The following is a 24,361-nucleotide window of genomic DNA, read 5'->3' as shown; positions in this document are numbered from 1 at the left end:
ACCTTGACTTTCAAACGGCCTTTGCTAGAATACGAGTAACTAAATTGAGGTACTAGTTAGTGAAACAAAATAAGAATGCCAATCAGGGTGATTGCTCCATTATATTAATGGGGAAAGCGAGAAATTATGACGCAAGCAAATGAAGTTCGGCCAGAAACGGTTCGGTTATTGTTACAGGGTAAAATGGGAATTGAAATTGAGGAGCATCGCGTTGATCAGCAACGGCACAGCTTGTCTCAATTTGATCATCCCAGCCAGCTGGGAGATCGGCGTAAACAACCATATTTTCAAACTGATTTTTCGGAAAGCATGGAGGAATTGATTACCGCTCCGCACAGACGATTAGTGGGAATTATGAACCAGTTGCATAGTTTGCAACAATTGTTAAATGAGCAACTACATCCTACAGAAATCATCTGGCCCTTTTCAATGCCCCCTCGTTTGGAAGCAACCGACGTCCAATTTTTAGAACAGACGTTTAAACGAGAATGGTATCAGGGTTATCGAGATTTATTACTAGCTAAATACGGACCCTTTCGCCACATTATGTGTGGGATTCACGTAAGTTATTCGCCCGCTGGGGCAGTTGTTCAATGGTATCAACAGCAACAGGGAATTGCGGACCCAATTAAAGCCAAAAATCAGTTACTCTTTCAAATTACCCAGCAATTGGTTGGATTCCGGTGGCTGTTAACGTATTTATATGGAGCTAGCCCGCTTGACGAGAATCAAACTGAGCCCCACGAGCCCATTCGGTCCATCCGGGCCAGTCGCAACGGATTTGCTAATTTACCAGATGTGCACATTAATTACGATACTTTAGAAGGATTTATTCAGGAACAAGCCGCTGCAATTCAAACGGGGCAGTTATTTGCTCCCAGTGAATTTTATGGTCCGGTGCGGTTGAAGGGGGGGAATGATCTAAATACCATCTTGCAAACCGGGATTGAATATTTAGAGCTGCGGGTACTAGATGATGATCCGTTTGCGTTGGATGGCATTCAGCTGTCAACGTTGAAATTCATTCGCTTACTAATTATTGCTGGAATCTTATTCCCCCACGAATGGAATCACACCACCTTAACTGAGGCAGCAAAATTTAATCAACGGGTAGCAGAAGCCCGGCCGACAGATCCATTACCGTCTGAGTTGCAAAAACGAGCTCAAGAACTAATAGATCAGTTACAAGCCGTCGTAGTAGTATTACCAGAGGCTTCCGGGTGGCAAGCGGCTTTGAATTTAGTGCAGCAACAGATTAGTGATCCACTGCAAACGACGGCTGCTCGCTTGGCTACGCATATCCATAATCATTCTTTATTGGAATTTGGGTTCATGGTGGGAAAACGGCGTAAAGAACAGCGCGAACAAGAAACCCTAACGCAACAATTTCCGGATATAGATAAAACGTTGATTCCTCAGTATCGTTATTTAACACAAGTTGGAGTTCCTTTTACGGTGACGGCGCCCACGCTTTTAACGCTTCCAAATAATACTGCTGATCCATTTAAGGTTACCCCAAAAACAACCTTGGCAACGCTTCAGGTCCGCTATCAACAGAAAGACAAGCGTTGATAGTAACCGCTATGCTGGGAAACATGGTACAATTTGATTGATACAAATTAAAAGGAGGATTAATTATGAATGGTGAAATTTTGGGGAACACCCAGGATTTAGCACAACGTTTAATCGCTAAAACGTATCAGAAGGTCACAATTGGATTAATCATTACCGGATTGGTAATGGCCTTCATGGCCACGTTCATGCGCAACTTTATTATGTCAATGGGGTTAGGAACATCCTTGATTTTCCTAGTGATCATGTTGGCACTGATGTTTATGCTATCACGTTCGATTAGCAACGAGAACTCCAGTCCCTCAACTGCTAATGCAATTTACTACACAATGACGGTATTGTTTGGGGTTTCTGTTAGCCCGTTGTTGGTGATTTACAACATTAACACGATTGGATTAGCCATGTTAGCAACGGCCTTGATGTTTGGGGGATTAACTTATTACGCTAATCACACCAAAAAGAACTACATTCCAATTTCCATTTACTTGTTCTGGGCCTTGTTAGCGGCCATCGTGCTTTCGATTGTAGCAATGTTTATTCGGGTACCAGGGTTCTACTTAATGATTGACGTGGTAATGCTGGTGATTTTCTCGTTTTACATTATTGTTGATACGCAGAGCGTAAAGCAGTTTGCTAATCAAGTTAGTTCTGAAGGACAATTAGAAAAATACAGTACCCTCGGAGCTTTAAACATTTATTTGGATGTCTTGAACCTCTTTGAGATTCTGGTTGAATTGATTGGTGCTGGACAAAGTAATAATAACTAGTTAGCACAATTTTGATTAAGTAAAAAGCCATTCCGTACGGAATGGCTTTTTTCTATTCATCGTGATGATGACGTTGCTTATTTTGATTGCGTGGATGATGTTTGGGTTGCTTAGGATTAGTTGGTGCTTCTTTTTCTTCAGTTTCAATTTGATCCTCGGCCTTGACGATTTCATCCGGAACCACGACCTTCGGCGGGTTCTTTTTGGCTTCGGCGGTTACTTGAGCCACAATCTTAGGCCGATAAGCATTCACAATTAGCTGTTGTAAGATGGCAAATACTCCACCGATAAAGAAGTAGATTCCTAATCCAGCTGGAGAAGACATAGTAACAAAGAAAATCATAATTGGACTAATTAGCATCATAAAGCCCATTTGTTTACGCTGATCCTTGGGCATCCCCAAAACGGAAAGGTATCCTTGAATTCCATAGACCACTAACGAAAGGATGGCAAGGAGCAAGCTCCGCTGGCCCAGTTGAATTCCCATGAAGACCGTATGGGAAAGTTCAGGAGAATAACGAATAGCTGCATATAAGGCTGCAAAGACCGGTAACTGAATTAAAAGGGGAAGGCAACCAATTCCACCGGTCATACTGATGTTGTTATCCTTATACAGGCGCATCATTTGCTGGTTAATTTCCATTTGTTCCTGTTGGGTTTTTGCGTTTTTCATCAACTGTTGTAATTTAGTTAGTTGTGGTTTAACCAACGCCATCTTTTCTTGTTGGACGGTTGATTTTTTCACCTGACTTACCATCAGTGGAAGTAGTAATAATCTCACAACCACTGTGATTACGATTAAAGACCAACCATAACCACCGACGTATTGAGCCAACCAATCCATGACGTGTTGACCTGGAATGGCGAGGTAATCATAGATAAACCCGTATGGCTTCCCGTGGGCATCAGTCTGGACACAACCAGACAAAGTGAAAGCAGCAAAACTGGCTAGTCCCAGTAGTGCTAGTTTTTTTCCTTTTTTCATTAAAATTACTCCTTTAGTTTCAATCATAGCTATTATACTAACCTAAACCCTGGGGAACTGCAATTAAACTCAATGGTCCGGGCGGAAGTTAACTGCACTTTTTTATAAATGTGATAAAATAACGATAATAAGTCAGCGAGTGGGGACAATCATGGAACGAATTAATTCAAAGCACAATCAACAAATTAAAGCTGTTAAGAAGCTAACTACTACCAAGGGGCGGAAACAGGCGCAACAATACCTTTTAGAGAGTTGGCATCTGGTCCAAGCGGCGTTAGAAGCTGTGCCGGCCGCGGATGTAGTAATGATTTATGCAACCGATGATCAGTATCTGGAACATGGAGCTGATTTAACGGGCCGACCAGTTACGTTAATTTCTACTGCGGTAGCGCAAGAGTTGGGTGAGACTATGACACCGCAAGGGATTTTTTTGGTTTGTAAATTACCCAATCCAGCCCAAACCCCTGATTATCGTGGAGCGTGGTTACTATTGGATCAGGTCCAGGATCCGGGTAACATTGGAACCATGGTGAGAACAGCAGACGCCGCTGGATTTAGTGGGGTGGCCTTTGGCAAGGGGACTGCTAGTCCGTTCAATGGAAAAGTTTTACGTGCAATGCAGGGGAGTCAATTTCATTTACAAATGGTTGAAACTGATCTAGAGGAGTTAGTTGTTCAATTTCACGACCACCAACGGCCGGTATACGGGACGGAGTTGAATCCTCAAGCAGTTAACTACCGTGAGGTGCAGCCCCAAACCGACTTTGCCCTGATCATGGGTAACGAAGGAAATGGTATGGACCCAACTTTGTTGCAACAAACAACTAAAAATTTGTATATCCCAATTACAGGTCAGGCCGAGTCCTTAAACGTTGCCATTGCCGCGGCAGTGATTATGTTTCGGATTAAGGCCAATTAAAATGAGGTGAGCAGATGACTAAGAATGACTGGAAAAATGATCCAGAGTACCTTAGCTGTGTCCAAGACTTATTAGCAGCACCGGCGGTCCAGAAATTAGCTAACTATACGCAGCACCATCATTCGACCCGGCTGAAGCATTGCATCTACGTTTCTTATGAAAGTTATCGAATCGCCAAAAAGATGAACTTAGATTACCGGGCTGCAGCTCGGGGTGGTTTACTGCACGATTTGTTTTATTATGATTGGCGCACGACCAAGTTTGCGGTGGGAAGCCATGCTTTTATTCACCCGCGGGTGGCACTTAGAAACGCTAAAAAGATTACTAAGTTGACACCTAAAGAAGAAGATATTATTTTAAAACACATGTGGGGGTTAACGTTAGCACGACCCAAGTACAAGGAGAGTGTCATTGTTTCTTTAGTAGATGATTACGCAGCTGTAAATGAATTTATGCAACCACTCGAAAATAAGGTAAAAAAAACATTAAAAAAGAAAGAATGAGGAGGTTCCTGATAATGGGGAAAAAGAGAATGCGGGACGAAAAGTGTCTTTGTGCCAGCTTTCAAGCAGCCTTTCAAATCTTGGGAAGAAAATGGAATGGGATGATTATTCAATCCTTGCTAGTTAGTGGTCCCTTACGCTTTGGGGAACTGGCATTGAAAATTCCGGATTGCAGTGATCGAGTTTTAACTGCTCGGCTCAAAGATTTACAAGAAGATGAGATTGTTGCGCGTAAAACAAGTTCAGATTCGGCATTAATCTTTTATGATTTAACTCAAAAGGGCCAAGATTTACGGCCAGTGATGGAAGCTACCCATGCGTGGGCCGATAAATGGTGTCATGGAGATGATGAAGCTTGACCGGTCTTTTCGAATGATTTATATTTTTAGTAGCTACAATAGTCCAAGAAGTAGTACGTTTCATTATTATGACAGAGAGGTCACGTCCGCTGAAAGTGGCTTTAGAAACTGAATTCGCTTGTGACTGTAGGCATCCATAAAGATGTCCGACTGGTGTTCGTTATCCATCATTGAGTGCGTAGGGTAACCTACGAATTTGGGTGGTAACGCGAAGCTTCGTCCCGGTCAGGGGCGGGGCTTTTTTTTCGGACTACAAGAATAAGGAGGATTTTCTATGAGTTTACAGACAGAGCTCACCACGATTAAAGAAAATGGCTTGCAACAAATTGAAGCTGCTTCGGATCAAGCAACTTTAAACCAAATTAAGGTCCAACTATTAGGTAAAAAAGGATCAATTACCCAAACGCTACGTGGAATTGCTAAGTTACCAGTTTCTGAACGGCCAGTGGTAGGAAGCTTAGCCAACCAAATCCGTGACGAACTAACGGCGGCGTTACAGACCAAATTAACGGAATTAGAAACAGCCGCTTTGAATCACAAATTAGCTGCGGAAAAAATTGATGTGACACTTCCTGGTAATCAAGTTCCCTTCGGACATCCGCATGTCATCCAACAAATTATTGATGAAATTGAAGATATTTTCATTGGAATGGGCTACCAGGTTTTAAGTGGTCCAGAAGTAGAAGAAGAACATTACAACTTTGAGATGATGAATCTGCCAAAGGATCATCCGGCTCGAGATATGCAAGATACGTTTTACATTACCAAAGAAATTTTAATGCGGACCCACACCTCACCGATGCAGGCCCGGGCTTTAGAAACTCATGATTTTAGTCGGGGACCTTTGAAAATGATCTCCCCTGGGGTGGTGTTTCGTCGGGATACGGATGATCCGACCCATTCCCACCAGTTCCATCAAGTCGAAGGGATTGTAATTGATAAACACATTACAATGGCTGATTTAAAGGGAACTTTAGAAGCAATGACGCATGCCCTGTTTGGAAATAAATTTCAAGTGCGGTTACGACCAAGCTACTTTCCATTTACGGAACCGTCTGTGGAAGCTGACATTACTTGTATGAACTGTGGTGGTAAGGGCTGTGCCGTTTGCAAGGGTTCTGGTTGGATTGAAGTCCTTGGAGCAGGAATGGTCCATCCAAACGTGTTAAAAATGGCAGGAGTTAATCCCGATACGTACGGCGGTTTTGCCTTTGGAGTGGGACCAGACCGGTTTGCCATGTTGAAATACGGGGTTAATGACATTCGTGATTTCTACTTAAACAACTTAAAATTTTTAACTCAGTTTGATTAACAGGAGGGTGAATGATGTTACTTTCGTATGATTGGTTAAGTAAGTATTTGGATCTAAAGCTGGATCCAGATGCTCTAGGAGAAAAAATTGAGCGCACTTCCGTTGAGGTTGATTCGGTAACCAAACGCAGTACAGGGTTAAAGAAATTGGTTGTAGGGCAAATCATTTCTTTAGAAAAGCATCCGGATGCAGGTCATTTGAACATTTGCCAAGTGGACGTTGGTGGTGACGAACCCCAACAAATTGTTTGTGGAGCTCCTAATGTCGAAGTGGGTAAAAAAGTTATTGTAGCGATGCCAGGAGCTCGAGTAGCCGGTAACGTAAAAATTAAGAAAGCCAAAATGCGGGGGATTAAATCAGATGGAATGATTTGTGCTCTTGATGAAATTGGTTTTCCAAAGGAAGTTGTCCCTGACGAATGGAAAGATGGAATTTATTTTCTTCCAGACGATGCCCAACTGGGAGCCGAAGTTTATGACTATTTAGGGATGAACAACGCCATGATTGATTTGGATGTGACGCCCAACCGGGGTGACATGTTGAGCATGCGCGGGGTTGTGTACGATTTAGCGGCCGTTTTAGATCAACCAGCTAACTTCAAGGCAACGCCACAAGCACCAACGGGAACGGAACAAAGTTCAGCGGTCATTACGGCTAGTGCTGACGAGCAGTTAGCAAGCCAATATCACCTGCAGGTTGTAAAAAACGTCCACGTGCAACCTAGTCCCTTATGGCTTCAAATTCGGCTTTGGAATGCGGGAATTAAACCCATTAATAACGTTGTCGATGTTACTAATTACGTAATGTTGTTTCTGGGCCAACCATTGCATGCTTACGATTTAGATCAATTGCCTTCCGCAAACTTAGTAGTCCGAAAGGCCAACTCCAAAGAAAAACTGGTAACCCTGGACGAAGAAGAACGAGAATTAAACCCCGAAGACGTTGTGATTGCCAGTGGCGATCAACCAGTTGCTCTAGCAGGATTAATGGGCGGAAACCCCACGCGGGTGACATCTGAAACGACAACCATTGTGTTAGAAGGTGGCGTTTTTGATCCAGTTTTAACGAGAAAGATGGCCCAAAAGGAAGGTCTACACACTGATGCTTCCCAACGATTCGAGCGGGGAGTTGACCATGGGAACGTTATTAATGCGCTGAACTTTGCGGCTGGAATGATCCAAGAATTAGCTAAGGGACAAGCTAGTCAAGGAATTGTTACCGGGAGTCAGGCCCCTGTTTCTGAACAGGTGATTGAAATCACACCTGATCGGATTAACCACGTTCTTGGTACTGATTTGAGTGAAGCCACCATTACCAATATTTTTCAACGTTTGGGCTTTGGGGTAACCAAAACAGCAATGGGATTGCAAGTTACTGTTCCAACCCGGTGCTGGGATCTGCACATTGATGCCGATCTAATTGAAGAAGTGGCACGAATCTATGGTTATGATAATATTCCGAATACTCTGCCAGTGACCCAAACGACGGAAGGGGGATTAACTCCCAAACAACAAGCCATGCGTAAGTCACGCCAGACCTTACAAGGAATGGGATTAAACCATGCTATTTCATACTCACTTACGACGCCTGAAAAAGCGGAAATGTTCATGTTACAACGAAGTTTTTCAACAAACTTGCAATGGCCAATGACGAAGGATCATTCTGTCCTTCGAATGAACCTTGTGAGTGGTTTGTTAGATGACGTTGCTTATAACCAAGCTCGTGGTGTTGAAAATGTTCCTTTATATGAACAAGGTCGTGTTTTTTATAAGGATCACGAGGATCAAGTGCGTCCGTCTGAAGTTGAACACGTTGCTGCAGCATTATCTGGAACCATGCCAACTACGAGTTGGAACCAAAAGGGTCGCCCGGTAGACTTCTTCTTAGTAAAGGGAATTTTAACGCAGTACTTGCAGACCTTATCACTACAGGGAACGGTTACTTATGAACCAACGGAAACAATCACCGAAATGCATCCGGGGCGGACGGCACTGGTGAAGTTAGACGATGAAGTAATTGGATTCATCGGTCAGATTCATCCTAAAACAGCCAAAGAATTTAAAATTAAGCCCACTTACGTGTTTGATTTAGATTTTGATAAGTTAATGGCCGCTCCAAAACACGAACCACAGTATCAAGTAGTCAGTTCTCTACCGGGCATTAAACGTGATGTCGCCATGTTGGTAGCTGATAACGTTACTAATGATCAAATTGAAGCCATCATTTGGAAACGCGGTGGGGCATTCTTACACGATGTAACCCTCTTTGATGTTTACGTTGGGGAACATGTTCCTGCGGGGCAAAAATCGTTGGCTTATACATTGAGCTTTGAAAATCCACGTGAAACGTTACAAGATGACGTGGTAAATCAGGCCATGGCAAAGGTTGAGCACCATTTAGAAACGGAACTTAACGCAGAAATTAGATAAGGTGGACAGATAAACATAATGGCAACTAAGCAAGCACAGCCCGTCATCATCGGTGTGACTGGGGGATCCAGTAGTGGAAAAACAACGGTTAGTCGCGCAATTTTGCAACGGTTATTGGGACACTCGATTTCCATTATCCAACAAGATTCGTATTACAAAGATCAGGCTGAAATGAGTATGGCTGAACGTAAAAAGGTTAATTATGATCATCCGGATGCCTTTGATAATGATCTATTGGTCAATCAGTTAAAGCAACTGTTGCACTACGAAACCATTGAGAAACCAGTCTATGATTACACGCAATTCACACGGAGTGAAAAAACAGAACGGCAGGATCCCACTGATGTAATTATTTTAGAGGGAATTCTCACGCTTAATGATCCCCGACTGCGTGATTTAATGGACATTAAGGTGTTTGTCGATACGGATGATGATATTCGTTTGATTAGACGAATTCAGCGAGATACTGAGGAGCGCGGGCGATCCTTGGATTCAATTATTCAGCAGTACTTAGGCACGGTTCGGCCCATGTATCAACAGTTTGTGGAGCCATCCAAGCGTTATGCTGACATTATTATTCCACGCGGCGGGAAAAATAACGTTGCCATTGATTTATTGGCTACTAAGATTACAGCAATTTTAGGAACTGACGACGAAGGCCCCGTGATTGCTGATTAACTTTTTATTTGCTAATAGACGGGGTTCGTGATAAATTCTAAGTTGACTAAAATAATTGAGGTGGAACGATGGCTGAAGATAAAGTATATCCAATGACCAAAGAGGGGAAAGTTAAACTCGAAGCTGAGTTAGAAGATTTAAAGACTAACCAGCGTCCCCACGTAATTGAACAAATTAAAATTGCTAGAAGTTATGGTGATTTATCCGAAAATTCAGAATATAAATCGGCGAAAAACGAACAAGCTTTATTAGAAAGTCGGATTAATACCGTCGAACACATGCTTCAGTTTGCAGAAGTGGTTGATGATGAACAGACGGCTAGTGATGAAGTGAGTGTCGGTAAAACGGTTGAATTTAAAGAACTTCCGGACGAAGAGCCAGAGACATATCAAATTGTGGGAGCCGCAGAGGCAGATCCCCTGTCAGGGAAGGTTTCTAATGATTCTCCGATTGCTAAGGGATTACTAGGTCACAAAGTTGGCGAAACGGTTGACATTGAGATTCCTGACGGAGTTATGCACGTGCAAATCATTTCCGTTAAATAGTGATCAAGAATGAAGACTCGCAAAGGATTATCCTTAGCGAGTTTTTTTCTTGTTGATCTGATTTAAGCGAACTTTAAGAATAATTGGATTGCGGTTGATTCTTGATAATGTGATAATGTTAGTAGTTGTGTTTTTAACAATTACTAACTATGAAAATAAAAATGAAGAGGAGCAACATCGTGGGTAATTTCTTTGGTAGATTTTTTAAGAAAAAAACACGAACTAAACGGCAAGAAGCCGGCAACAAACGAATTCCCTTCCGCCTCAACCTGATTTTTTTGCTGGTGGGAGCCTTGTTTGCAGTCTTAATTTGGAAATTAGCTGATTTACAGATTATTCAGGGAAATTATTTTAAATCAGCGGTAAATAAAAATAATAGCTCCACCGTGTATGGAAACGTGCAACGGGGAATGATTTATGATTCAACGGGAAAATTGCTGGTTGGGAATAAAACAGAGCGAGCCATCACTTATACTAGAGGACCTAAAGTAACTGTTAACGATATGTATAACGTGGCCACGAAATTAGGTAACATTATTCAAGTTCCAACTAATAAGTTAACTAAAAAGCAGATGGCGCAGTATTATCTTGCTAGTACCAACCATCAAAATCAAATGGCGAAACAAATTTCAAATGCCCAAAATTTAAATCCAGATCAAAAGGTGGCGGCGGAATTAAAATTGGCCCAAAAGAATCCACCTTATCGAGAAAACAAACAGTTTAGAAACGCTGCGGCCATCTATATCTCCATGAGTGGGGCTTACCGGTTGACAACGACCTACGTCAAGTATGATCACGTTAGCAACCAAGAAATTGCTAAGGTGGGAGAAAATGCGAAGGAATTACCGGGAGTTCAAGTGGGAACCAATTGGACCAGAGAATATCCAAATGGAAAAGAAATTCAAGCCATTACAGGAACGGTTACTTCAAATCAGGTGGGATTACCCGATAGCCGAATGAATCAGTTACTATCGCAGGGTTACTCTCAAAATGAAGCGGCTGGAAATAATAGTCTGGAAGAACAGTATGAGCCGGTATTACGGGGCTCAAAGTCACAAACTGATATCAAACTCAATAGTGATAATCAGATCGTCAAAGCGGTAAAGAAATATCCAGGGCGCCGCGGGGATAACCTGCAACTTTCAATCAACGGGAAGTTCCAAAAAGAACTCCAGGATATGGTGAAAAAGGCTCAACCCGGAGGTAATGCCACTGGAACCTACGCGGTTGTTATGGATCCTAATAATGGATCTATCATTGGAATGGCCGGTGTGAACCGGGATCCAAAGACGGGGAAGGTTACCCAAAATGATTTGGGGGCTATGAATAGTTCAATTACCATGGGATCTGTAGTGAAGGGAGCTACTATCTATGGTGCCTTTAAGAGTAAGGTAATTACTCCTGAAAGTAGTACATTAACTGATATGCCCATTAAGAACGGAGGGACCACCAAGAGTTCTTGGTTCAATAAGACTGGGAATGCGAACATTTCGCTAACGGCAGCGGATGCTCTAGAAGTTTCTTCTAACTCATACATGATGCAGTTAGCAATGAAGGAAGCTGGATATCACTACGTTGAAGGAGCCCCATTAAACATGAATCCAGACATTTTTAACATCGAACGGGGATACTTTAACCAGTTTGGACTCGGAGTGAAAACCGGAGTTGATTTACCAAACGAAACCACGGGTATTACTGGACCTGGTGGCTCTGCTAACATTGGGAAGGCCCTCGATGAATCCTTTGGTAACTACGATGGATACACGACCCTTCAAGTTGCACAATACATGTCAACCATTGCTAATGGTGGTTACCGGATTCGGCCTCACGTGGTTAAAAACGTGCGGAGTACTAACGCTAAAACTGGAAAGTTAGGGGCGATTCGGGAAACCGTTATGCCACAAGTTCTAAATACAGTGCCAATGAGTACAGATGAAAACCGGGTAATTAAGCAAGGACTGTATCAAGTGGTTCACGGTCACAATAAATATAAGACTGGGGGCGCCTTGGCAGACTTAAAGCCCGAGGTTTCAGCTAAGACGGGGACCGCACAAACCTTCTATAATGGTCAAGAAACAACGACACTTAGTTTAGCCTCTTATGCACCGTCGGATCATCCGCAAGTGGTGGTTGCACTGGCCATGACGAACTTGCCGAATGATGCGGAAAGCAATAACACTGATTTAGCGAAAAACATTTATAACGCCTACTGGAAAGATGTTCAGCATGCGGATAAATAGCGTCAAGTAGAAATACTTAACATTTATTTGCATAATTGGTAGAAATTAATCTGAAAAGATGGTAGACTAATATTTGTTATATTTGATAAATCAAAAAAGCATTGTTTGGAGGTATTTAACATGCGTGTCCACATTACTTTAGAATGTACTGAATGCCACGAACGCAATTACTTAACTTCTAAAAATCGTCGTAATAACCCCGACCGTTTAGAATTAGAAAAGTATTGCCCACGTGAAAGAAAAGTTACATTACATCGGGAAACAAAATAAGATTTTGGGCTGCGGCCCAAAATCTTTTTTATTAACTAGGATTACAAATGAAAGCAAAAATTAGAGCCACTGTTTTACAAAAATTGGCAGAACAAGATGTGACCTCGCAACGATTTAGACAGTTATACCAGCAGTTATTTGCTACTTCAGAATGGCAAAAAGCGCAGGTAATTTCGGTTACGCTGAGTATGGATCACGAAATTCCAACGAAACCAATCATTGAAGAGGCGACACGATCTGGAAAAACGATTGTTATCCCCCGGACTTTCCCACGTCGAAGAATGCGATTTTATCCTTTTAATGATAGCACTCAGCTTAAAGAGACAAGGTTCGGGGTGCTAGAACCCACTAATGGGGATCCAATCTCCAGCGATCATATTGATCTAGCAATTGTTCCGGGCGTAGCTTTCTGCCTTAGTAATCACCAACGAATTGGTTATGGGGGTGGATTTTACGACCGCTTCTTACAGGATTTTTCAGGAGCAACGATTTCTCTTGCTCAGAGGGATCAGGTAGTGACAACTTCATGGCTTGCTGATTCGTTTGATGTACCAATCCAAAAACTATTAGTGGAGGGTGCTCATGATTAACCTGAAAAACCGTCCCGTTGTTACTTGGTCACTCATTGTGATTATGGTGGTTGTATTTTTGGTAATGACAATTACCGGCGGGACAACTAATTTACCCAATCTGGTTCGTTTTGGTGGGGAAGTTAACCAACTAGTTCGTGATGGAGAATGGTGGCGCCTGATTACCCCCATTTTTATTCACATTGGGTGGCAACACTTGACCTTAAATTTATTAACGTTGTACTTCGTTGGCCGCATCCTAGAAAATGTCTTGGGTCATTGGCGTTATCTCGTGCTCTTTTTAGGGGCGGGAATCGTTGGAAATTTGTTTAGTTTTGCGTTTGGAAGTGAAAACAGCGTTTCTGCCGGCTGTAGTACGTCTCTATTTGGCTTATTTGGGGCTTTCTTAATGCTCGCAATTGTCTTGCCCCAAAACCAATGGCTGAAACAGACCGCTCAGTCATTTCTCTTGTTAGTTGTCCTCAATTTAGGCTCTGATTTATTTTTACCTGGAGTTGATACTTGGGGTCATCTTGGTGGCTTGATTGGGGGATTTTGTGGTAGTTTTATCTTGGGACTACCTAGACCAAATTTATTGTCGAAAAAAGTACAATTTATTTATGCAAACGTTTTAATTATTGTTATAATAGCCTTGTGGATCATTGGATTTAATCAGTAGGGCTGCTTAATTTAAAACCAACGAGGTGACCAATGATGAAAAATCTATATGATGTTCAACAACTGCTCAAACGATTCGGAATTTATGTTTACGTTGGTAAACGAATTTGGGACATTGAGGTCATGGCCTTAGAACTGGATCATTTGCATGAAGCAAAAGTGATTTCTCAAGCTGATTTTATGGCTGCTAAGTTGGTTTTGAAACATGAGCATCACATTGAAGCAATACGAGAACAACAGACAACTGGAGGATTAAAAGATGGCAAAGAACTTAATTGGAATTGATTTAGGTGGAACGACCACGAAAATGGCCTTTTTAAATCAACAAGGTGAAATTCTTGAAAAGTGGCGGATTTTAACCGACGTTAGTGATGATGGAAGTCACATTGTTGAGAACATTATTAAATCAATTCAACAACACATCGAAGACTCAGGCAAAACTAGTTCCGATTTTATCGGAATCGGAATGGGAACTCCCGGAACGGTTGACCGGGAAAACGGAACTGTTTCTGAAGCTTACAATTTAAACTGGGCCAAAACCCAACCAATTCGTCAAAAAATTCAGGAAGGCTTGGGATTACCATTTGATTTGGATAACGATGCCAACGTAGCCTCATTAGGGGAATACTGGAAGGGTGCCGGAAGTCTTGAAGAAGATGTCGTTTTCGTAACGCTTGGAACTGGAGTTGGTGGTGGTGTGATTGCCAACGGTAAGTTACTTCATGGTGTCAATGGTGGTGCCGGAGAAATTGGTCACATTACCGTTCAACCAAGCGGTTATCAATGTACTTGTGGCAAGCAAGGATGCTTGGAAACTTATGCTTCTGCGACGGGAATCGTACGGGTTGCTGCTGATATGGCCAAAGAATTTAACGGAACTTCCCGGTTAGCAGAATTGGAACAAACTGATGAAAAGATTACTTCGAAGTTAATCTTCTACTTGGCCGATAACGGAGATATTTTGGCTAACCAAGTAGTTGATCGGATTTGTTTCTACCTGGGATTGGCTTTATCTGACATTGGGAACACTTTGAACCCAGCTAGCATCGTGATTGGTGGCGGAGTTTCTAACGCCGGTAACACGTTGTTACAGCCAACTACCAAGTACTTCCAAGCTAATGCCTTCCCATCCATTCGCGATTCTACTAAATTGAAATTAGCTGAATTAGGAAATGATGCTGGTGTTATTGGAGCTGCATCTATGGCATTACAATTTAGATAAGCTGGAGTGACTTTTGATGTTAATTGCAAGTGGATTTGCAACGACGCTACTAATGTTCTTGCTGGCTTTGCTGGCTGCAATTGCAGTTGTAGCGGCGTTTCGCTACTGGAGAATTTTTCGGGTTAAAAAGTATACCCAGTTTTTGTCGGAATCCCAGTTTCAAGCAGGGATTCGGAAGGCTCAGGTGATTGATTTACGTGAAGACCAGAGCTTTGAAAATGGTCATATTTTAGGGGCTCGTAATATTCCATATGCATCATTGAAGATGATGTATCAGCAACTTCGTCCTGATTTACCGGTTTATCTTTATGATCAAACGAAAGTTTTAAGTGTGCAAGCAGCTAAATTTTTGCATCAGCAGGGATTTAGGGAGTTAGCTATTTTAAACGAAGGATACCAAAAGTGGGACGGTAAAGTTAAAAAAGGTTAAGCAAAAAGACCAGATGATGAATGGTAATCATCTGGTCTTTTAGTTAGTTGTTAATGATAATAAAAAAACACGTCTAGTTAATATAGACGTGCCTATTTGCATTAACCAAGGTGCGAAGATCCAGCTTTCCGCATCACTTTTTTCCGGTTTTCGTCTGCTTTTTCTTCCTGCTTTTCGATTGGTTCTACAACCGTTTTTTTAAATGAAAAAACGGCTCCAGCAGCAACACCAATCATGGTTAATACTCCAGCAGCAAATCCTTTTCCAAATTTATTCATCGTAAGGGCCTCCCTTGTAATAACTGTTCTTTCCTTGTCTATTATGCTCGAATTGAGGTAAGATATCCAGTGTTAAAACCTAATAAAGTGAGAAGAAAATGAAACCAAAATTATTAGCCGTAGTTGGGCCCACCGCCGTTGGGAAAAGTGATTTAGCTCTGTCTTTAGCGCAACAATTTAATGGAGAAATTATCTCTGGAGATTCAATGCAAGTATACCGCCATTTAGACGTAGGTACTGCTAAAGTTTCTCCAACTGAAAGAAAATTGGTTCCTCATCATTTAATTGATATTTTGAATGTTCAAGAACGCTATGGGGTGCAACGATTTGTTAAAGATTGCCAAGCATTAATTCCGGCGATTCATGACCGCCAAAAACTCCCAATTATTGCTGGTGGAACCGGATACTATTTAAAGGCATTGTTACGGGGATTACAGCTGGGGGGGCAAAAAAGTTCTGACGAACGGATTCGTAAGCAGTTGGAAGAACGCCTAAGTAAAGATGGAGCACCAGCGCTTTGGCACCAATTAGAGCAAATTGATCCCGTAACGGCTGCTAAGGTTGACGTACATAACGGTCGCCGCCTAGTGCGAGCGTTGGAAATTTATTTAGTGACCGGATCCATTCCATCCGCCCAGCAAGATCAACCAGATCAATATGATGCGTTGTTAATCGGATTAAACTGCGAACGGTCGTTGCTGTATGAACGGATTAATCGGCGAGTTAAGCTCATGATGCAACAGGGACTGCTTGCAGAAAACGAATGGTTACGCAACCAAGGAACCGAGCTCCCGGCCTTAAAAGGGATTGGATACCGTGAATTTTCGCCTTACTTTGCTGGACAACAAAATTTAGCTACTGTGGTGGATGCTATTCAAAAAGATTCACGACATTACGCCAAACGGCAATTGACTTGGTTTCGAAATCAGTTACCAGTGCGCTGGTTTAATTTAGTTGAGCATCCAGAACAACTAACGGAAATTGAACAAATGGTCCAAAAATGGAGGAAAACAAATGACGTTTAAACAAATGCAAACCGATGTTTTGAGTTATTATCAACAGTTAGACGTACAAAAACATCTAATTTGGACACAACCACGGCACCAAACGGCGGCGCTGGTTAGCTTGGATCTGCAGTTAGCTCGCTTAGCAGGTGCAACTGGATTAGAAACAGGAGTAGTTGCACAACCGGATTTACAACCGCAATCACAACAATTACAACAATTTGTTCACTGCTTGAGAAGTTTTTTCTTATTTGCCAATTTAATGAATTGGAATCAAGTTTGTCAGCCAACGGCAACTGATTTAGACCGGCTACAACAGTTAGACATTGACGATCAAGCGCAAAAAGCGACTTTGTACCTAATGATGAAACGAATGTTATTAACCAGTTATTACGAAAAGCGGTCCGATGCCTTCCAACATGCATGGATGCTCTTTTTAAAGTGGGGAATGGTTGACTATGGCTGGAAATTAGACCAAATTGAGCAGGCCTTTGCAACTCAATTACACGAACTAGAGGCGGAACTTCACCACTAATTTAACGTTGACTTCTTGTCGCAGAATCAATATAATTACTAATGTTGATGTTGTCGCAGTAGCCCAGTTGGATAGAGCAACGGTCTTCTAAACCGTAGGTCGAGCGTTCGAGTCGCTCCTGCGACATTTTAAGTCACTCCTAGTTGGGGGTGACTTTTTAATTTGGCTCCTGGTTGACAGCGGTTGGAAAATTCGCTATACTTTCTTTGTTGTACTTGTGGACTTCCACAGCTACAACCGCACAGTGTAAGTATACAAGTTCGCAAGCGACGCTTATCTCTGGCGAGTCTAAGCAATTATAGAGGAGGTGCATTTGAATGTACGCAATTATCGTTACTGGTGGTAAACAATACAAGGTTGCCGAAGGTGAAAGCATTTTTGTTGAAAAGCTTGATGCTGAACAAGGTGACAAGGTTACGTTTGACCAAGTTGTTTTCGTTGGTGGAGACAATCCTAAGGTAGGAACTCCATTGGTAGATGGTGCTTCTGTAGAAGGCTCAGTTGAAAAACAAGGCAAGAACAAGAAGATTACCATTTTCCGTTACAAACCAAAGAAGGGGGCCCAATCCAAGAAGGGTCACCGTCAACCTTACACGAAAGTTAAGATTGAAAAAGTTAACGCCTAATTATGATTAGAGCTCATTTTGTTACTAATCATGATGTAATTACCGGATTTGAATTATCCGGTCATGCCGATTCGGGTGAATACGGTCATGACATCGTTTGTGCTGCAGTTTCAGCTCTAGCAATTTCAACTGTAAATGGGCTAGAGCAAGTTGCTGGAGTAACTCCAGAGGTTACGCAGAATGAAACTGAAGGTGGTTATCTGGCCATTGCTTTAAAAGAAGCAGACTGGGATGATCCAGCAGGGCAAACGTTATTACAAAGCTTTAAAAATGGAATGCACGCAATTACAGATCAGTATTCTGATTTTGTAACAATTGAATAATCTCTTAATTTGGAGGTGGATGACACATGCTTAAAATGGATTTGCAATTTTTCTCTCACCATAAAACCGGTGGTTCTTCATCAAACGGTCGGGATTCTGCTGGTCGTCGGTTAGGAACTAAGGCTGCAGATGGTTCATCAGTTACAACTGGTTCAATCATTTACAGACAACGCGGTACTCGGATTTACCCAGGTAAAAACGTTAAACGTGGTTCAGATGATACTTTATTCGCATTAGTTGATGGAGTCGTTCGTTTCGAACGTTTGGGCAGAAGTAAGCGTCAAGTTTCTGTTTACCCAGCAACTGAAACTGTTAATAAGTAAATAAAGATTCGAGGCCCGCTTACGGCGGGCCTTTTTTATTATCAACCGACTGTTTTACTTGCGCCCTGGTTGGTAGTATTGATATGATAATGAGAGATTAGACGGAGGATTTTTATGGCAATTTCAACAGCAAAATTTAAAACTGGATTAACAATTGAAGTTGATAACGCAATTTGGAAAATTATTGATTTCCAGCACGTTAAGCCTGGTAAGGGTGGCGCGTTTGTGCGGACTAAGCTTAAGAACTTACGGACGGGTGCTGTGCAAGAAAAGACGTTCCGTTCCGGAGCTAAAGTCGAAAAGGCTGAAATTGACAGTAAAAAAATGCAGTACCTGTACGATGATGGTAGTGGTTTAGTATTTATGGACGTTGATACGTATGACCAAATCACGATTCCACGGGAAGCCGCTGAATCTGCGATGCCATACTTACAACCAAATATGGAAGTACAAATTGTCCAATACCAAGGAGAAACCATCGGAATTGAAGTACCAAAGACGGTTACGTTAGAGGTTGCTGAAACTGAACCTGGAATTAAAGGGGATACCGCTTCTGGTGGTTCTAAACCAGCTACAATGACAACTGGTTTGACACTTCAGGTTCCGTTCTTTGTTAACCAAGGTGATAAGTTAGTGATTAACACGACCGACGGAACTTACATTTCACGGGGTAAATAAAAAACTAATTTTGGGGGAGAGCAACAATGGCAGCTGAGGAACAGTTTATTACGTTAGCAACAAAGAAAGATGATTTAGGTCAGATTAAAATTGCACCCCAAGTAATTGAAGTAATTGCTGGGATTGCAGCAATTCAGGTAGAAGGGGTTAACCGGATGCAAGGAAACCTCTCAACCAGTGTGAAAGGTTTGTTCGGCAGAAAAGAACGAACCCAAGGAGTTAAACTGGTACTTGGTGATCACGGTGATTTAGATATTGACGTTTATGTCTACTTTGATTATGGCGTTTCTGTTCCCAAAGTGGCATTGCAGATTCAAGAACAAGTCCGACAACAAATTTTTGTTATGACTGATTTACACGCGCAAGCGGTGAACGTTCACGTCGAGGGCATTGTTCCAGAACGAACTCCCAAAGTTGATACAGATAGTTTGTTCAATAGTGATAGTGATGGAGAAGACCGTGAAAATTAATCGACACCAAATTCGAGTGCTCGCCTTTCAAACGCTCTTTGCCAAGGAAAACAACCAAGAAACTGATCCAGACACGTTGTTTCGCGAACTAACGTATGGCAAAGTGGATCCAGTTCCCGCTTATTTTCAGGAATTAGTAACTGGGGTTCAGCAACACCGGTCAGAAATTAATGATGCCATTCAAGCTCATTTAGCGACTAACTGGAAATTGGAGCGTTTGAACAAAGCAGATTTAATTATTCTGCAGCTTGCAGTGGAAGAAATTAAATTCAGCACTGAAGTTCCCCGTAAAGTAGCGATTAACGAGGCGCTTGAGTTGACCAAGCAGTTTAGTGATCAGCAAGCCACTAACTTTGTTAATGCGGTTTTAGATCAAATTCAAAAGTAGAATCCGACTTAGGATTCTACTTTTTTTAAGCTCAAATTTGCTGAATCTATGCTAAACTAAAACTAAGTTTGAAAGGGGAGTGGGAGAGATGGTTCAATTAATTGATGGTCGTAAAGCAGCACAAACGTTAAATGAAAAAACGAAAGCACGCGTTAAATTTTTAAAAGAACATGGGATTATTCCCGGTCTGGCGGTGGTGTTAGTTGGTCATAATCAGGCTAGTGAACGCTACGTGCGGATGAAAGAAAAACAAGCACAGAAATTAGGAATTTATTCTGTACTAAAACACCTTCCGGAGAGTATTTCGGAAGGTGAATTACTGGAAATTATCGCGACTTTAAATCATGATGAGCAAATCAATGCCATCCTCGTACAATCCCCGTTACCAGACCATCTGGATGAAACTAAGGTAATCGCAGCCATTGACCCCAACAAGGATGTTGATGGATTCCACCCCACTAACGTTGGAAAACTTTATCTCAATCTTCCGGGTCCTTATCCAGTAGCTTGTACTCCCCGGGGCGTCATGACCCTGTTAGCCACAAACCAGATTTCAGTACGAGGTGCCAACGTTGTGATGATTGGAAAAAGTTCAATCGTTGGCAAACCTTTAGCAGCTCTATTATTAAATGCCGGAGCTACGGTTTCAATTTTACACAGCCAAACCCGGGATCGTAGTGACTTCTTAAAAACGGCTGATATTGTAATTTCTGCAGTAGGTAAGGCTCATTTACTAAATGATACTGATTTTCAACCCCAAACGGTTGTAATTGACGTAGGGCAGAATTTAGATGAAGCTGGTCACCTTGTCGGAGACGTTGATTATCCAGAAACAACGGTTAACATTGCTAAAATAACTCCTGTTCCAGGCGGGGTAGGACCAATGACGATCGCAACCCTAATGCAGCAAACGGTGGAAATGAGTGAGTGGGGGATTTAGATGCAACATGAATATTTAACCGTAACTGCTTTAAATCAATACATTAAACGGAAATTCGAACGCGATCCCTATTTAAAGCGGGTTTATTTAACGGGAGAAATTTCTAACTGGCGAAAACGACCGGGGCATCAGTACTTTAGCGTGAAGGATGATCAATCTGTAATTAGTGCTGTGATGTGGAAGGGTCAGTTTGCAAAGGTTAAGTTTGCGCCAGAAGAAGGAATGAAGGTTCTAATTACCGGCCGAATTTCGACCTTCCCGAGGAGTGGTCAGTATCAGATTTACGTGGAAGGAATGGAACCAGATGGGGTCGGCAATCTGTATGTCGCCTATGAACAACTAAAACAAAAGTTATATCAAGAAGGTCTTTTTGCTCCTGAACACAAACAACCACTGCCCCAATATCCACAACGAATTGCAGTAGTAACATCGCAAAGTGGGGCGGTGATTCGTGACATCATTGATGCGGTGCGCAAGCGCGATCCCAAAATTCAAGTGGTTCTCTTTCCAGCAGCCGTCCAAGGTGAGAATGCTGCCGGAGAAATCGTAGCCCAGATTGAACGAGTCAACCAATTAGGTAATTTTGATACATTAATCATTGGTCGGGGAGGTGGATCCATCGAGGATTTATGGCCTTTTAACGAAGAGAGCGTGGCTCGTGCGATTTATGCTAGCCAAGTTCCCATTATTTCTTCGGTGGGGCATCAAACGGATAATACCATTGCCGATTTAGTTGCGGATGTCCGTGCCTCAACCCCTACACAAGCCGGTGTGTTAGCTTCGCCTGTTTTAAGTGATGTGTTAGCACAACTGCAAACCTGGCAAGCAACGCTCGGGACCAGTATGAATCACATTCTCCAGCTACAACAGCAACGCTTGGATCAGTTGCGGCAAACTTATGTTTTTCAACAACCCCAACGGTTATATGAAACTTACATTCAACAACGCGATCAATTAACCGAACGATTACAACAGGAAATGCAGCGGATTGTAACGGAACAGCAAAATCGGTTAGCCCTGGCTAGTAGTAATTTAACGGCTAATTCTCCTCACAATCTAATTCAACAGGAACGGCGGGAGTTAAACTATCAACGTCAGAATTTAGAACAGGCGATGACAGCGCAACTACAGCAGCAGCAAGAACAGCTGCGTGCTAACGTGTCAGCATTAGACCATCTGAGTCCACTTAAGATTATGAGCCGGGGTTATAGTTTGGTGCATAATCAACAACAGCAGTTAATAAAATCCGTACAGCAGGTCCAACCGGGCGAACAGGTAACGATTGCTTTTAGTGATGGCAATGCTACTGCAGACATTACAAAGATTCAACCAGCAAAAGGAGATCATCATGCCAACCAATAAACCCACTTTTGAAGAAAACATGCAACGCTTAGAACAAATTGTACAGGAACTCCAGAATGGCAACGTTCCTTTGGAAAAGGCTTTAAGTGAGTTTCAAGCGGGAGTTAAACTAAGTCAAACTATGCAACAAACGTTACAAAATGCTGAAGACACTCTGACTAAAATGATGAATCCTGACGGAGAAGAAGTACCATTCACGCGGGATAAGGGTTACGAAAAGCAGGCCAATGGTGAGAGTCAGACAGATGGAGATGTTCCGTTTTAATGAATTTAAAATCAACTACCTTAACTGCATTTACACAACGGTATCGTCCCCAAATCGAATCTCAGTTAAAGACAATCATTGCAAACGAAACCACGGAACCGTCATTACAACAATCACTAGCTTATTCTTTACTTGCGGGGGGAAAAAGATTACGGCCGTTACTAACGCTGGCAACGTTAGTAACCCTGCAAACCCCGATTACAGCGGAGCCATTACAAGCTAGTGTGGCAGTAGAAATGGTGCATACCTATTCCTTGATTCATGATGATCTTCCGGAAATGGATGATAGTGACTATCGACGTGGTAAGTTAGCTAGCCATAAACAGTTTGGAACGGCTCAGGCGGTTTTAACGGGGGATGGTTTACTGACGGATGCCTTTACCACTTTGGCCAGTAGTGGACTCCCAGCTACTCAGATTGCTGAATTAGTACGCTTGTTGGCTGAGGCAGCGGGTTCTAAAGGAATGGTAGCGGGGCAACTGATTGATATGGAAGCTACGGGGAAGCAGCTAGCGGTAACTGCGCTTCAGGATTTAGACCGCAAAAAGACCGGGGCGTTGTTTTATTACAGCGTGATGGCTGGAGCAGTAATGGGGCAAGCAACTTCTGAAGAGCGGGACCGGTTCGCAAAATTTGCTTGGCAGTTTGGCGTTGCCTTTCAAATTTATGATGACTTACTTGATGAACAATCCGAGACAGATGAGGATGCTGGAAAAAACACTTATGTAAACTTATTAGGCAGCCAGCAGGCTCATCAGGTCCTTCATGAGACAATTGCGGCAGGAGAAGCGGCTCTTAAACCCCTTTCTAATTCCGAATTGCTACAGAGTTTTTTAACGTATTTTAAAGAATAGGAACCGATGCGATGGCAAAAGAAAAAGAACGAATTGACGTTCTCTTAGTACAACAAGGCTTGTTTACAAGCCGCGAACAGGCCAAACGAGCTGTAATGGCGGGGGAGGTCTTAGATGAAAAGGAACAGCGTCTAGATAAACCTGGGATGAAGATCCCAAGTGAGACCAAACTGCATCTAAAGGGTAATGTGATGCCATATGTTAGTCGAGGGGGCCTAAAATTAGCGAAAGCCCTCGACTCTTTTCAAATTTCGGTGTCAGATCAGATTGTCTTAGACATTGGGTCTTCGACCGGAGGCTTTACAGATGTGATGTTGCAAAATGGAGCACGGTTAAGTTATGCCTTGGACGTAGGTACGAATCAACTGGTATGGAAACTACGCAATGATCCTCGGGTAATCGTAATGGAAAACACCAATTTTCGGTACAGTAAACCCACTGATTTCACTGCGGGACAGCCAGCGTTTGCTTCAATCGATGTTTCGTTTATTTCACTAAGATTGATTCTAAATCCCCTTAAACCGATTTTACAACCCGATGGAGAAGTGGTGGCCCTGATTAAGCCTCAATTTGAAGCCGGGCGGGAACACGTCGGCAAGCACGGAATTGTGCGAGATCCTGCCGTTCATCGCGCAGTCATTGAGAATGTCTTCCAGTATGCAGTTGCTGCTGGATTTTCCGTGTTAAATTTGGACTTTTCCCCCATTACCGGTGGAGAAGGAAACATCGAATTCTTGGTACACCTACAAGCCAACGAACGACCAACCATTAATCCCGAAATTTCGATTCCCGCCGTTCAAGACCAAGCGTATAAAACGTTACGGAAGTAAACTGGCT

General features: G+C 42.4%; 31 protein-coding genes, 1 tRNA gene and 1 other annotated feature. Of the genes, 30 read left to right on the top strand and 2 right to left on the bottom strand.

Annotated elements, in window-relative coordinates:
• Positions 1-126: 126 nt before the first annotated feature.
• Together M3M39_RS05545 and M3M39_RS05540 are read left to right on the top strand one after the other, a co-directional pair.
• Entirely contained in the window at positions 127-1,572 is a 1,446-nt protein-coding gene (locus M3M39_RS05545) for a glutamate--cysteine ligase (protein WP_252796878.1), read from the top strand.
• A 65-nt stretch (positions 1,573-1,637) separates the two neighbouring features.
• A complete protein-coding gene (locus tag M3M39_RS05540; RefSeq protein WP_252796877.1) occupies positions 1,638-2,339 on the top strand; it encodes a Bax inhibitor-1/YccA family protein in 702 nt (233 codons plus the stop codon).
• A 52-nt stretch (positions 2,340-2,391) separates the two neighbouring features.
• Here the strand turns inward: M3M39_RS05540 and yidC are convergent, their stop codons facing one another.
• A complete protein-coding gene (gene yidC, locus M3M39_RS05535) occupies positions 2,392-3,324 on the bottom strand; it encodes a membrane protein insertase YidC (RefSeq protein ID WP_252796876.1) in 933 nt (310 codons plus the stop codon).
• Positions 3,325-3,475: 151 nt separating this feature from the next.
• Between yidC and M3M39_RS05530 the strand changes: the two genes are divergently transcribed.
• The 14 genes from M3M39_RS05530 to M3M39_RS05465 all read left to right on the top strand — a co-directional run bounded on the left by M3M39_RS05530 (position 3,476) and on the right by M3M39_RS05465 (position 15,478).
• Positions 3,476-4,243, top strand: coding sequence for a TrmH family RNA methyltransferase (locus M3M39_RS05530; RefSeq protein WP_252796875.1), 768 nt, complete (start codon positions 3,476-3,478; stop codon positions 4,241-4,243).
• Positions 4,244-4,257: 14 nt separating this feature from the next.
• A complete protein-coding gene (locus M3M39_RS05525) occupies positions 4,258-4,746 on the top strand; it encodes an HD domain-containing protein (protein WP_252796874.1) in 489 nt (162 codons plus the stop codon).
• 14 nt (positions 4,747-4,760) lie between these two features.
• Positions 4,761-5,105 (top strand): winged helix-turn-helix transcriptional regulator, encoded by a 345-nt coding sequence (locus M3M39_RS05520; RefSeq protein ID WP_252796873.1) that lies wholly within the window; start codon positions 4,761-4,763, stop codon positions 5,103-5,105.
• 274 nt (positions 5,106-5,379) lie between these two features.
• A complete protein-coding gene (gene pheS, locus M3M39_RS05515) occupies positions 5,380-6,417 on the top strand; it encodes a phenylalanine--tRNA ligase subunit alpha (protein ID WP_252796872.1) in 1,038 nt (345 codons plus the stop codon).
• A 14-nt stretch (positions 6,418-6,431) separates the two neighbouring features.
• Complete coding sequence (gene pheT, locus M3M39_RS05510) at positions 6,432-8,846, top strand: phenylalanine--tRNA ligase subunit beta (protein WP_252796871.1); 2,415 nt, start codon at positions 6,432-6,434, stop codon at positions 8,844-8,846.
• Between the two features lie 18 nt (positions 8,847-8,864).
• Positions 8,865-9,524 (top strand): uridine kinase, encoded by a 660-nt coding sequence (gene udk, locus M3M39_RS05505; RefSeq protein WP_252796870.1) that lies wholly within the window; start codon positions 8,865-8,867, stop codon positions 9,522-9,524.
• A 68-nt stretch (positions 9,525-9,592) separates the two neighbouring features.
• The gene (gene greA / locus M3M39_RS05500) at positions 9,593-10,069 is read left to right on the top strand and encodes a transcription elongation factor GreA (RefSeq protein WP_252796869.1); all 477 of its coding nucleotides are present in this window, start codon (positions 9,593-9,595) and stop codon (positions 10,067-10,069) included.
• Between the two features lie 161 nt (positions 10,070-10,230).
• Positions 10,231-12,309 carry a peptidoglycan D,D-transpeptidase FtsI family protein gene (locus M3M39_RS05495; protein ID WP_252796868.1) on the top strand — a complete coding sequence of 693 codons (2,079 nt, stop codon included), beginning with the start codon at positions 10,231-10,233 and terminating at the stop codon, positions 12,307-12,309.
• 120 nt (positions 12,310-12,429) lie between these two features.
• On the top strand, positions 12,430-12,579 hold the full coding sequence (rpmG, locus tag M3M39_RS05490; RefSeq protein WP_252750162.1) for a 50S ribosomal protein L33: 150 nt from the start codon (positions 12,430-12,432) through the stop codon (positions 12,577-12,579).
• 47 nt (positions 12,580-12,626) lie between these two features.
• Positions 12,627-13,169, top strand: a complete 543-nt coding sequence (locus M3M39_RS05485; protein ID WP_252796867.1) for a 5-formyltetrahydrofolate cyclo-ligase — start codon at positions 12,627-12,629, stop codon at positions 13,167-13,169.
• Positions 13,162-13,827 carry a rhomboid family intramembrane serine protease gene (locus M3M39_RS05480; protein ID WP_252796866.1) on the top strand — a complete coding sequence of 222 codons (666 nt, stop codon included), beginning with the start codon at positions 13,162-13,164 and terminating at the stop codon, positions 13,825-13,827. Before M3M39_RS05485 ends, M3M39_RS05480 begins: the two co-directional genes overlap by 8 nt.
• A 35-nt stretch (positions 13,828-13,862) precedes the next feature.
• Positions 13,863-14,111, top strand: coding sequence for a YqgQ family protein (locus tag M3M39_RS05475; RefSeq protein WP_252797984.1), 249 nt, complete (start codon positions 13,863-13,865; stop codon positions 14,109-14,111).
• Complete coding sequence (locus tag M3M39_RS05470) at positions 14,086-15,048, top strand: ROK family glucokinase (protein ID WP_252796865.1); 963 nt, start codon at positions 14,086-14,088, stop codon at positions 15,046-15,048. Before M3M39_RS05475 ends, M3M39_RS05470 begins: the two co-directional genes overlap by 26 nt.
• 16 nt (positions 15,049-15,064) lie before the next feature.
• Positions 15,065-15,478: a rhodanese-like domain-containing protein gene (locus tag M3M39_RS05465; RefSeq protein WP_252796864.1), complete on the top strand. Its 414-nt coding sequence runs from the start codon at positions 15,065-15,067 to the stop codon at positions 15,476-15,478.
• A 101-nt stretch (positions 15,479-15,579) separates the two neighbouring features.
• On the opposite strand, the gene M3M39_RS05460 is transcribed toward M3M39_RS05465, so the two are convergent.
• A complete protein-coding gene (locus M3M39_RS05460; protein WP_252796863.1) occupies positions 15,580-15,756 on the bottom strand; it encodes a DUF3042 family protein in 177 nt (58 codons plus the stop codon).
• 98 nt (positions 15,757-15,854) lie between these two features.
• On the opposite strand from M3M39_RS05460, the gene miaA reads away from it, so the two are divergent.
• The 14 genes from miaA (at position 15,855) to M3M39_RS05390 (ending at position 24,354) form a co-directional block, all read left to right on the top strand.
• Positions 15,855-16,781 (top strand): tRNA (adenosine(37)-N6)-dimethylallyltransferase MiaA, encoded by a 927-nt coding sequence (gene miaA / locus M3M39_RS05455; RefSeq protein WP_252796862.1) that lies wholly within the window; start codon positions 15,855-15,857, stop codon positions 16,779-16,781.
• Positions 16,771-17,295: a hypothetical protein gene (locus M3M39_RS05450; RefSeq protein ID WP_252796861.1), complete on the top strand. Its 525-nt coding sequence runs from the start codon at positions 16,771-16,773 to the stop codon at positions 17,293-17,295. The genes miaA and M3M39_RS05450 overlap by 11 nt, the downstream gene beginning before the upstream one ends.
• A gap of 52 nt (positions 17,296-17,347) precedes the next feature.
• Positions 17,348-17,421: transfer RNA gene (locus tag M3M39_RS05445), tRNA-Arg, on the top strand.
• 99 nt (positions 17,422-17,520) lie between these two features.
• Positions 17,521-17,595, top strand: a sequence feature (ribosomal protein L21 leader region).
• A gap of 17 nt (positions 17,596-17,612) precedes the next feature.
• The gene (gene rplU / locus M3M39_RS05440; RefSeq protein WP_252796860.1) at positions 17,613-17,921 is read left to right on the top strand and encodes a 50S ribosomal protein L21; all 309 of its coding nucleotides are present in this window, start codon (positions 17,613-17,615) and stop codon (positions 17,919-17,921) included.
• Between the two features lie 2 nt (positions 17,922-17,923).
• Entirely contained in the window at positions 17,924-18,244 is a 321-nt protein-coding gene (locus M3M39_RS05435) for a ribosomal-processing cysteine protease Prp (protein WP_252796859.1), read from the top strand.
• Between the two features lie 26 nt (positions 18,245-18,270).
• Entirely contained in the window at positions 18,271-18,567 is a 297-nt protein-coding gene (gene rpmA, locus M3M39_RS05430) for a 50S ribosomal protein L27 (RefSeq protein ID WP_252767259.1), read from the top strand.
• Positions 18,568-18,681: 114 nt separating this feature from the next.
• Positions 18,682-19,245, top strand: a complete 564-nt coding sequence (gene efp / locus M3M39_RS05425; RefSeq protein ID WP_252796858.1) for an elongation factor P — start codon at positions 18,682-18,684, stop codon at positions 19,243-19,245.
• 26 nt (positions 19,246-19,271) lie between these two features.
• Positions 19,272-19,715, top strand: a complete 444-nt coding sequence (locus M3M39_RS05420) for an Asp23/Gls24 family envelope stress response protein (protein WP_252796857.1) — start codon at positions 19,272-19,274, stop codon at positions 19,713-19,715.
• Entirely contained in the window at positions 19,705-20,103 is a 399-nt protein-coding gene (nusB, locus tag M3M39_RS05415; protein WP_252796856.1) for a transcription antitermination factor NusB, read from the top strand. Before M3M39_RS05420 ends, nusB begins: the two co-directional genes overlap by 11 nt.
• Positions 20,104-20,191: 88 nt before the next feature.
• Entirely contained in the window at positions 20,192-21,043 is an 852-nt protein-coding gene (locus M3M39_RS05410; protein WP_252796855.1) for a bifunctional 5,10-methylenetetrahydrofolate dehydrogenase/5,10-methenyltetrahydrofolate cyclohydrolase, read from the top strand.
• Positions 21,044-22,405: an exodeoxyribonuclease VII large subunit gene (xseA, locus tag M3M39_RS05405; RefSeq protein WP_252796854.1), complete on the top strand. Its 1,362-nt coding sequence runs from the start codon at positions 21,044-21,046 to the stop codon at positions 22,403-22,405.
• Positions 22,392-22,670, top strand: a complete 279-nt coding sequence (locus M3M39_RS05400) for an exodeoxyribonuclease VII small subunit (protein WP_252796853.1) — start codon at positions 22,392-22,394, stop codon at positions 22,668-22,670. The genes xseA and M3M39_RS05400 overlap by 14 nt, the downstream gene beginning before the upstream one ends.
• On the top strand, positions 22,670-23,524 hold the full coding sequence (locus M3M39_RS05395) for a polyprenyl synthetase family protein (RefSeq protein ID WP_252796852.1): 855 nt from the start codon (positions 22,670-22,672) through the stop codon (positions 23,522-23,524). The genes M3M39_RS05400 and M3M39_RS05395 overlap by 1 nt, the downstream gene beginning before the upstream one ends.
• Positions 23,525-23,535: 11 nt before the next feature.
• Positions 23,536-24,354, top strand: coding sequence for a TlyA family RNA methyltransferase (locus tag M3M39_RS05390; protein ID WP_252796851.1), 819 nt, complete (start codon positions 23,536-23,538; stop codon positions 24,352-24,354).
• Positions 24,355-24,361 lie beyond the last annotated feature (7 nt).

Origin of the sequence: Fructilactobacillus hinvesii (assembly GCF_024029435.1) — a bacterium.
Lineage (GTDB): Bacteria > Bacillota > Bacilli > Lactobacillales > Lactobacillaceae > Fructilactobacillus > Fructilactobacillus hinvesii.
Note: the sequence above shows the minus strand (reverse complement) of the source record. Positions and strands in the feature narration are given on the sequence as shown.

Coding starts and splice junctions, on each gene's coding strand:
- M3M39_RS05545 (WP_252796878.1), top strand. CDS start 127: ATGACGCAAGCAAATGAAGTTCGGCCAGAAACGGTTCGGTTATTGTTA.
- M3M39_RS05540 (WP_252796877.1), top strand. CDS start 1,638: ATGAATGGTGAAATTTTGGGGAACACCCAGGATTTAGCACAACGTTTA.
- yidC (WP_252796876.1), bottom strand. CDS start 3,324: ATGAAAAAAGGAAAAAAACTAGCACTACTGGGACTAGCCAGTTTTGCT.
- M3M39_RS05530 (WP_252796875.1), top strand. CDS start 3,476: ATGGAACGAATTAATTCAAAGCACAATCAACAAATTAAAGCTGTTAAG.
- M3M39_RS05525 (WP_252796874.1), top strand. CDS start 4,258: ATGACTAAGAATGACTGGAAAAATGATCCAGAGTACCTTAGCTGTGTC.
- M3M39_RS05520 (WP_252796873.1), top strand. CDS start 4,761: ATGGGGAAAAAGAGAATGCGGGACGAAAAGTGTCTTTGTGCCAGCTTT.
- pheS (WP_252796872.1), top strand. CDS start 5,380: ATGAGTTTACAGACAGAGCTCACCACGATTAAAGAAAATGGCTTGCAA.
- pheT (WP_252796871.1), top strand. CDS start 6,432: ATGTTACTTTCGTATGATTGGTTAAGTAAGTATTTGGATCTAAAGCTG.
- udk (WP_252796870.1), top strand. CDS start 8,865: ATGGCAACTAAGCAAGCACAGCCCGTCATCATCGGTGTGACTGGGGGA.
- greA (WP_252796869.1), top strand. CDS start 9,593: ATGGCTGAAGATAAAGTATATCCAATGACCAAAGAGGGGAAAGTTAAA.
- M3M39_RS05495 (WP_252796868.1), top strand. CDS start 10,231: ATGAAGAGGAGCAACATCGTGGGTAATTTCTTTGGTAGATTTTTTAAG.
- rpmG (WP_252750162.1), top strand. CDS start 12,430: ATGCGTGTCCACATTACTTTAGAATGTACTGAATGCCACGAACGCAAT.
- M3M39_RS05485 (WP_252796867.1), top strand. CDS start 12,627: ATGAAAGCAAAAATTAGAGCCACTGTTTTACAAAAATTGGCAGAACAA.
- M3M39_RS05480 (WP_252796866.1), top strand. CDS start 13,162: ATGATTAACCTGAAAAACCGTCCCGTTGTTACTTGGTCACTCATTGTG.
- M3M39_RS05475 (WP_252797984.1), top strand. CDS start 13,863: ATGAAAAATCTATATGATGTTCAACAACTGCTCAAACGATTCGGAATT.
- M3M39_RS05470 (WP_252796865.1), top strand. CDS start 14,086: ATGGCAAAGAACTTAATTGGAATTGATTTAGGTGGAACGACCACGAAA.
- M3M39_RS05465 (WP_252796864.1), top strand. CDS start 15,065: ATGTTAATTGCAAGTGGATTTGCAACGACGCTACTAATGTTCTTGCTG.
- M3M39_RS05460 (WP_252796863.1), bottom strand. CDS start 15,756: ATGAATAAATTTGGAAAAGGATTTGCTGCTGGAGTATTAACCATGATT.
- miaA (WP_252796862.1), top strand. CDS start 15,855: ATGAAACCAAAATTATTAGCCGTAGTTGGGCCCACCGCCGTTGGGAAA.
- M3M39_RS05450 (WP_252796861.1), top strand. CDS start 16,771: ATGACGTTTAAACAAATGCAAACCGATGTTTTGAGTTATTATCAACAG.
- rplU (WP_252796860.1), top strand. CDS start 17,613: ATGTACGCAATTATCGTTACTGGTGGTAAACAATACAAGGTTGCCGAA.
- M3M39_RS05435 (WP_252796859.1), top strand. CDS start 17,924: ATGATTAGAGCTCATTTTGTTACTAATCATGATGTAATTACCGGATTT.
- rpmA (WP_252767259.1), top strand. CDS start 18,271: ATGCTTAAAATGGATTTGCAATTTTTCTCTCACCATAAAACCGGTGGT.
- efp (WP_252796858.1), top strand. CDS start 18,682: ATGGCAATTTCAACAGCAAAATTTAAAACTGGATTAACAATTGAAGTT.
- M3M39_RS05420 (WP_252796857.1), top strand. CDS start 19,272: ATGGCAGCTGAGGAACAGTTTATTACGTTAGCAACAAAGAAAGATGAT.
- M3M39_RS05410 (WP_252796855.1), top strand. CDS start 20,192: ATGGTTCAATTAATTGATGGTCGTAAAGCAGCACAAACGTTAAATGAA.
- xseA (WP_252796854.1), top strand. CDS start 21,044: ATGCAACATGAATATTTAACCGTAACTGCTTTAAATCAATACATTAAA.
- M3M39_RS05400 (WP_252796853.1), top strand. CDS start 22,392: ATGCCAACCAATAAACCCACTTTTGAAGAAAACATGCAACGCTTAGAA.
- M3M39_RS05395 (WP_252796852.1), top strand. CDS start 22,670: ATGAATTTAAAATCAACTACCTTAACTGCATTTACACAACGGTATCGT.
- M3M39_RS05390 (WP_252796851.1), top strand. CDS start 23,536: ATGGCAAAAGAAAAAGAACGAATTGACGTTCTCTTAGTACAACAAGGC.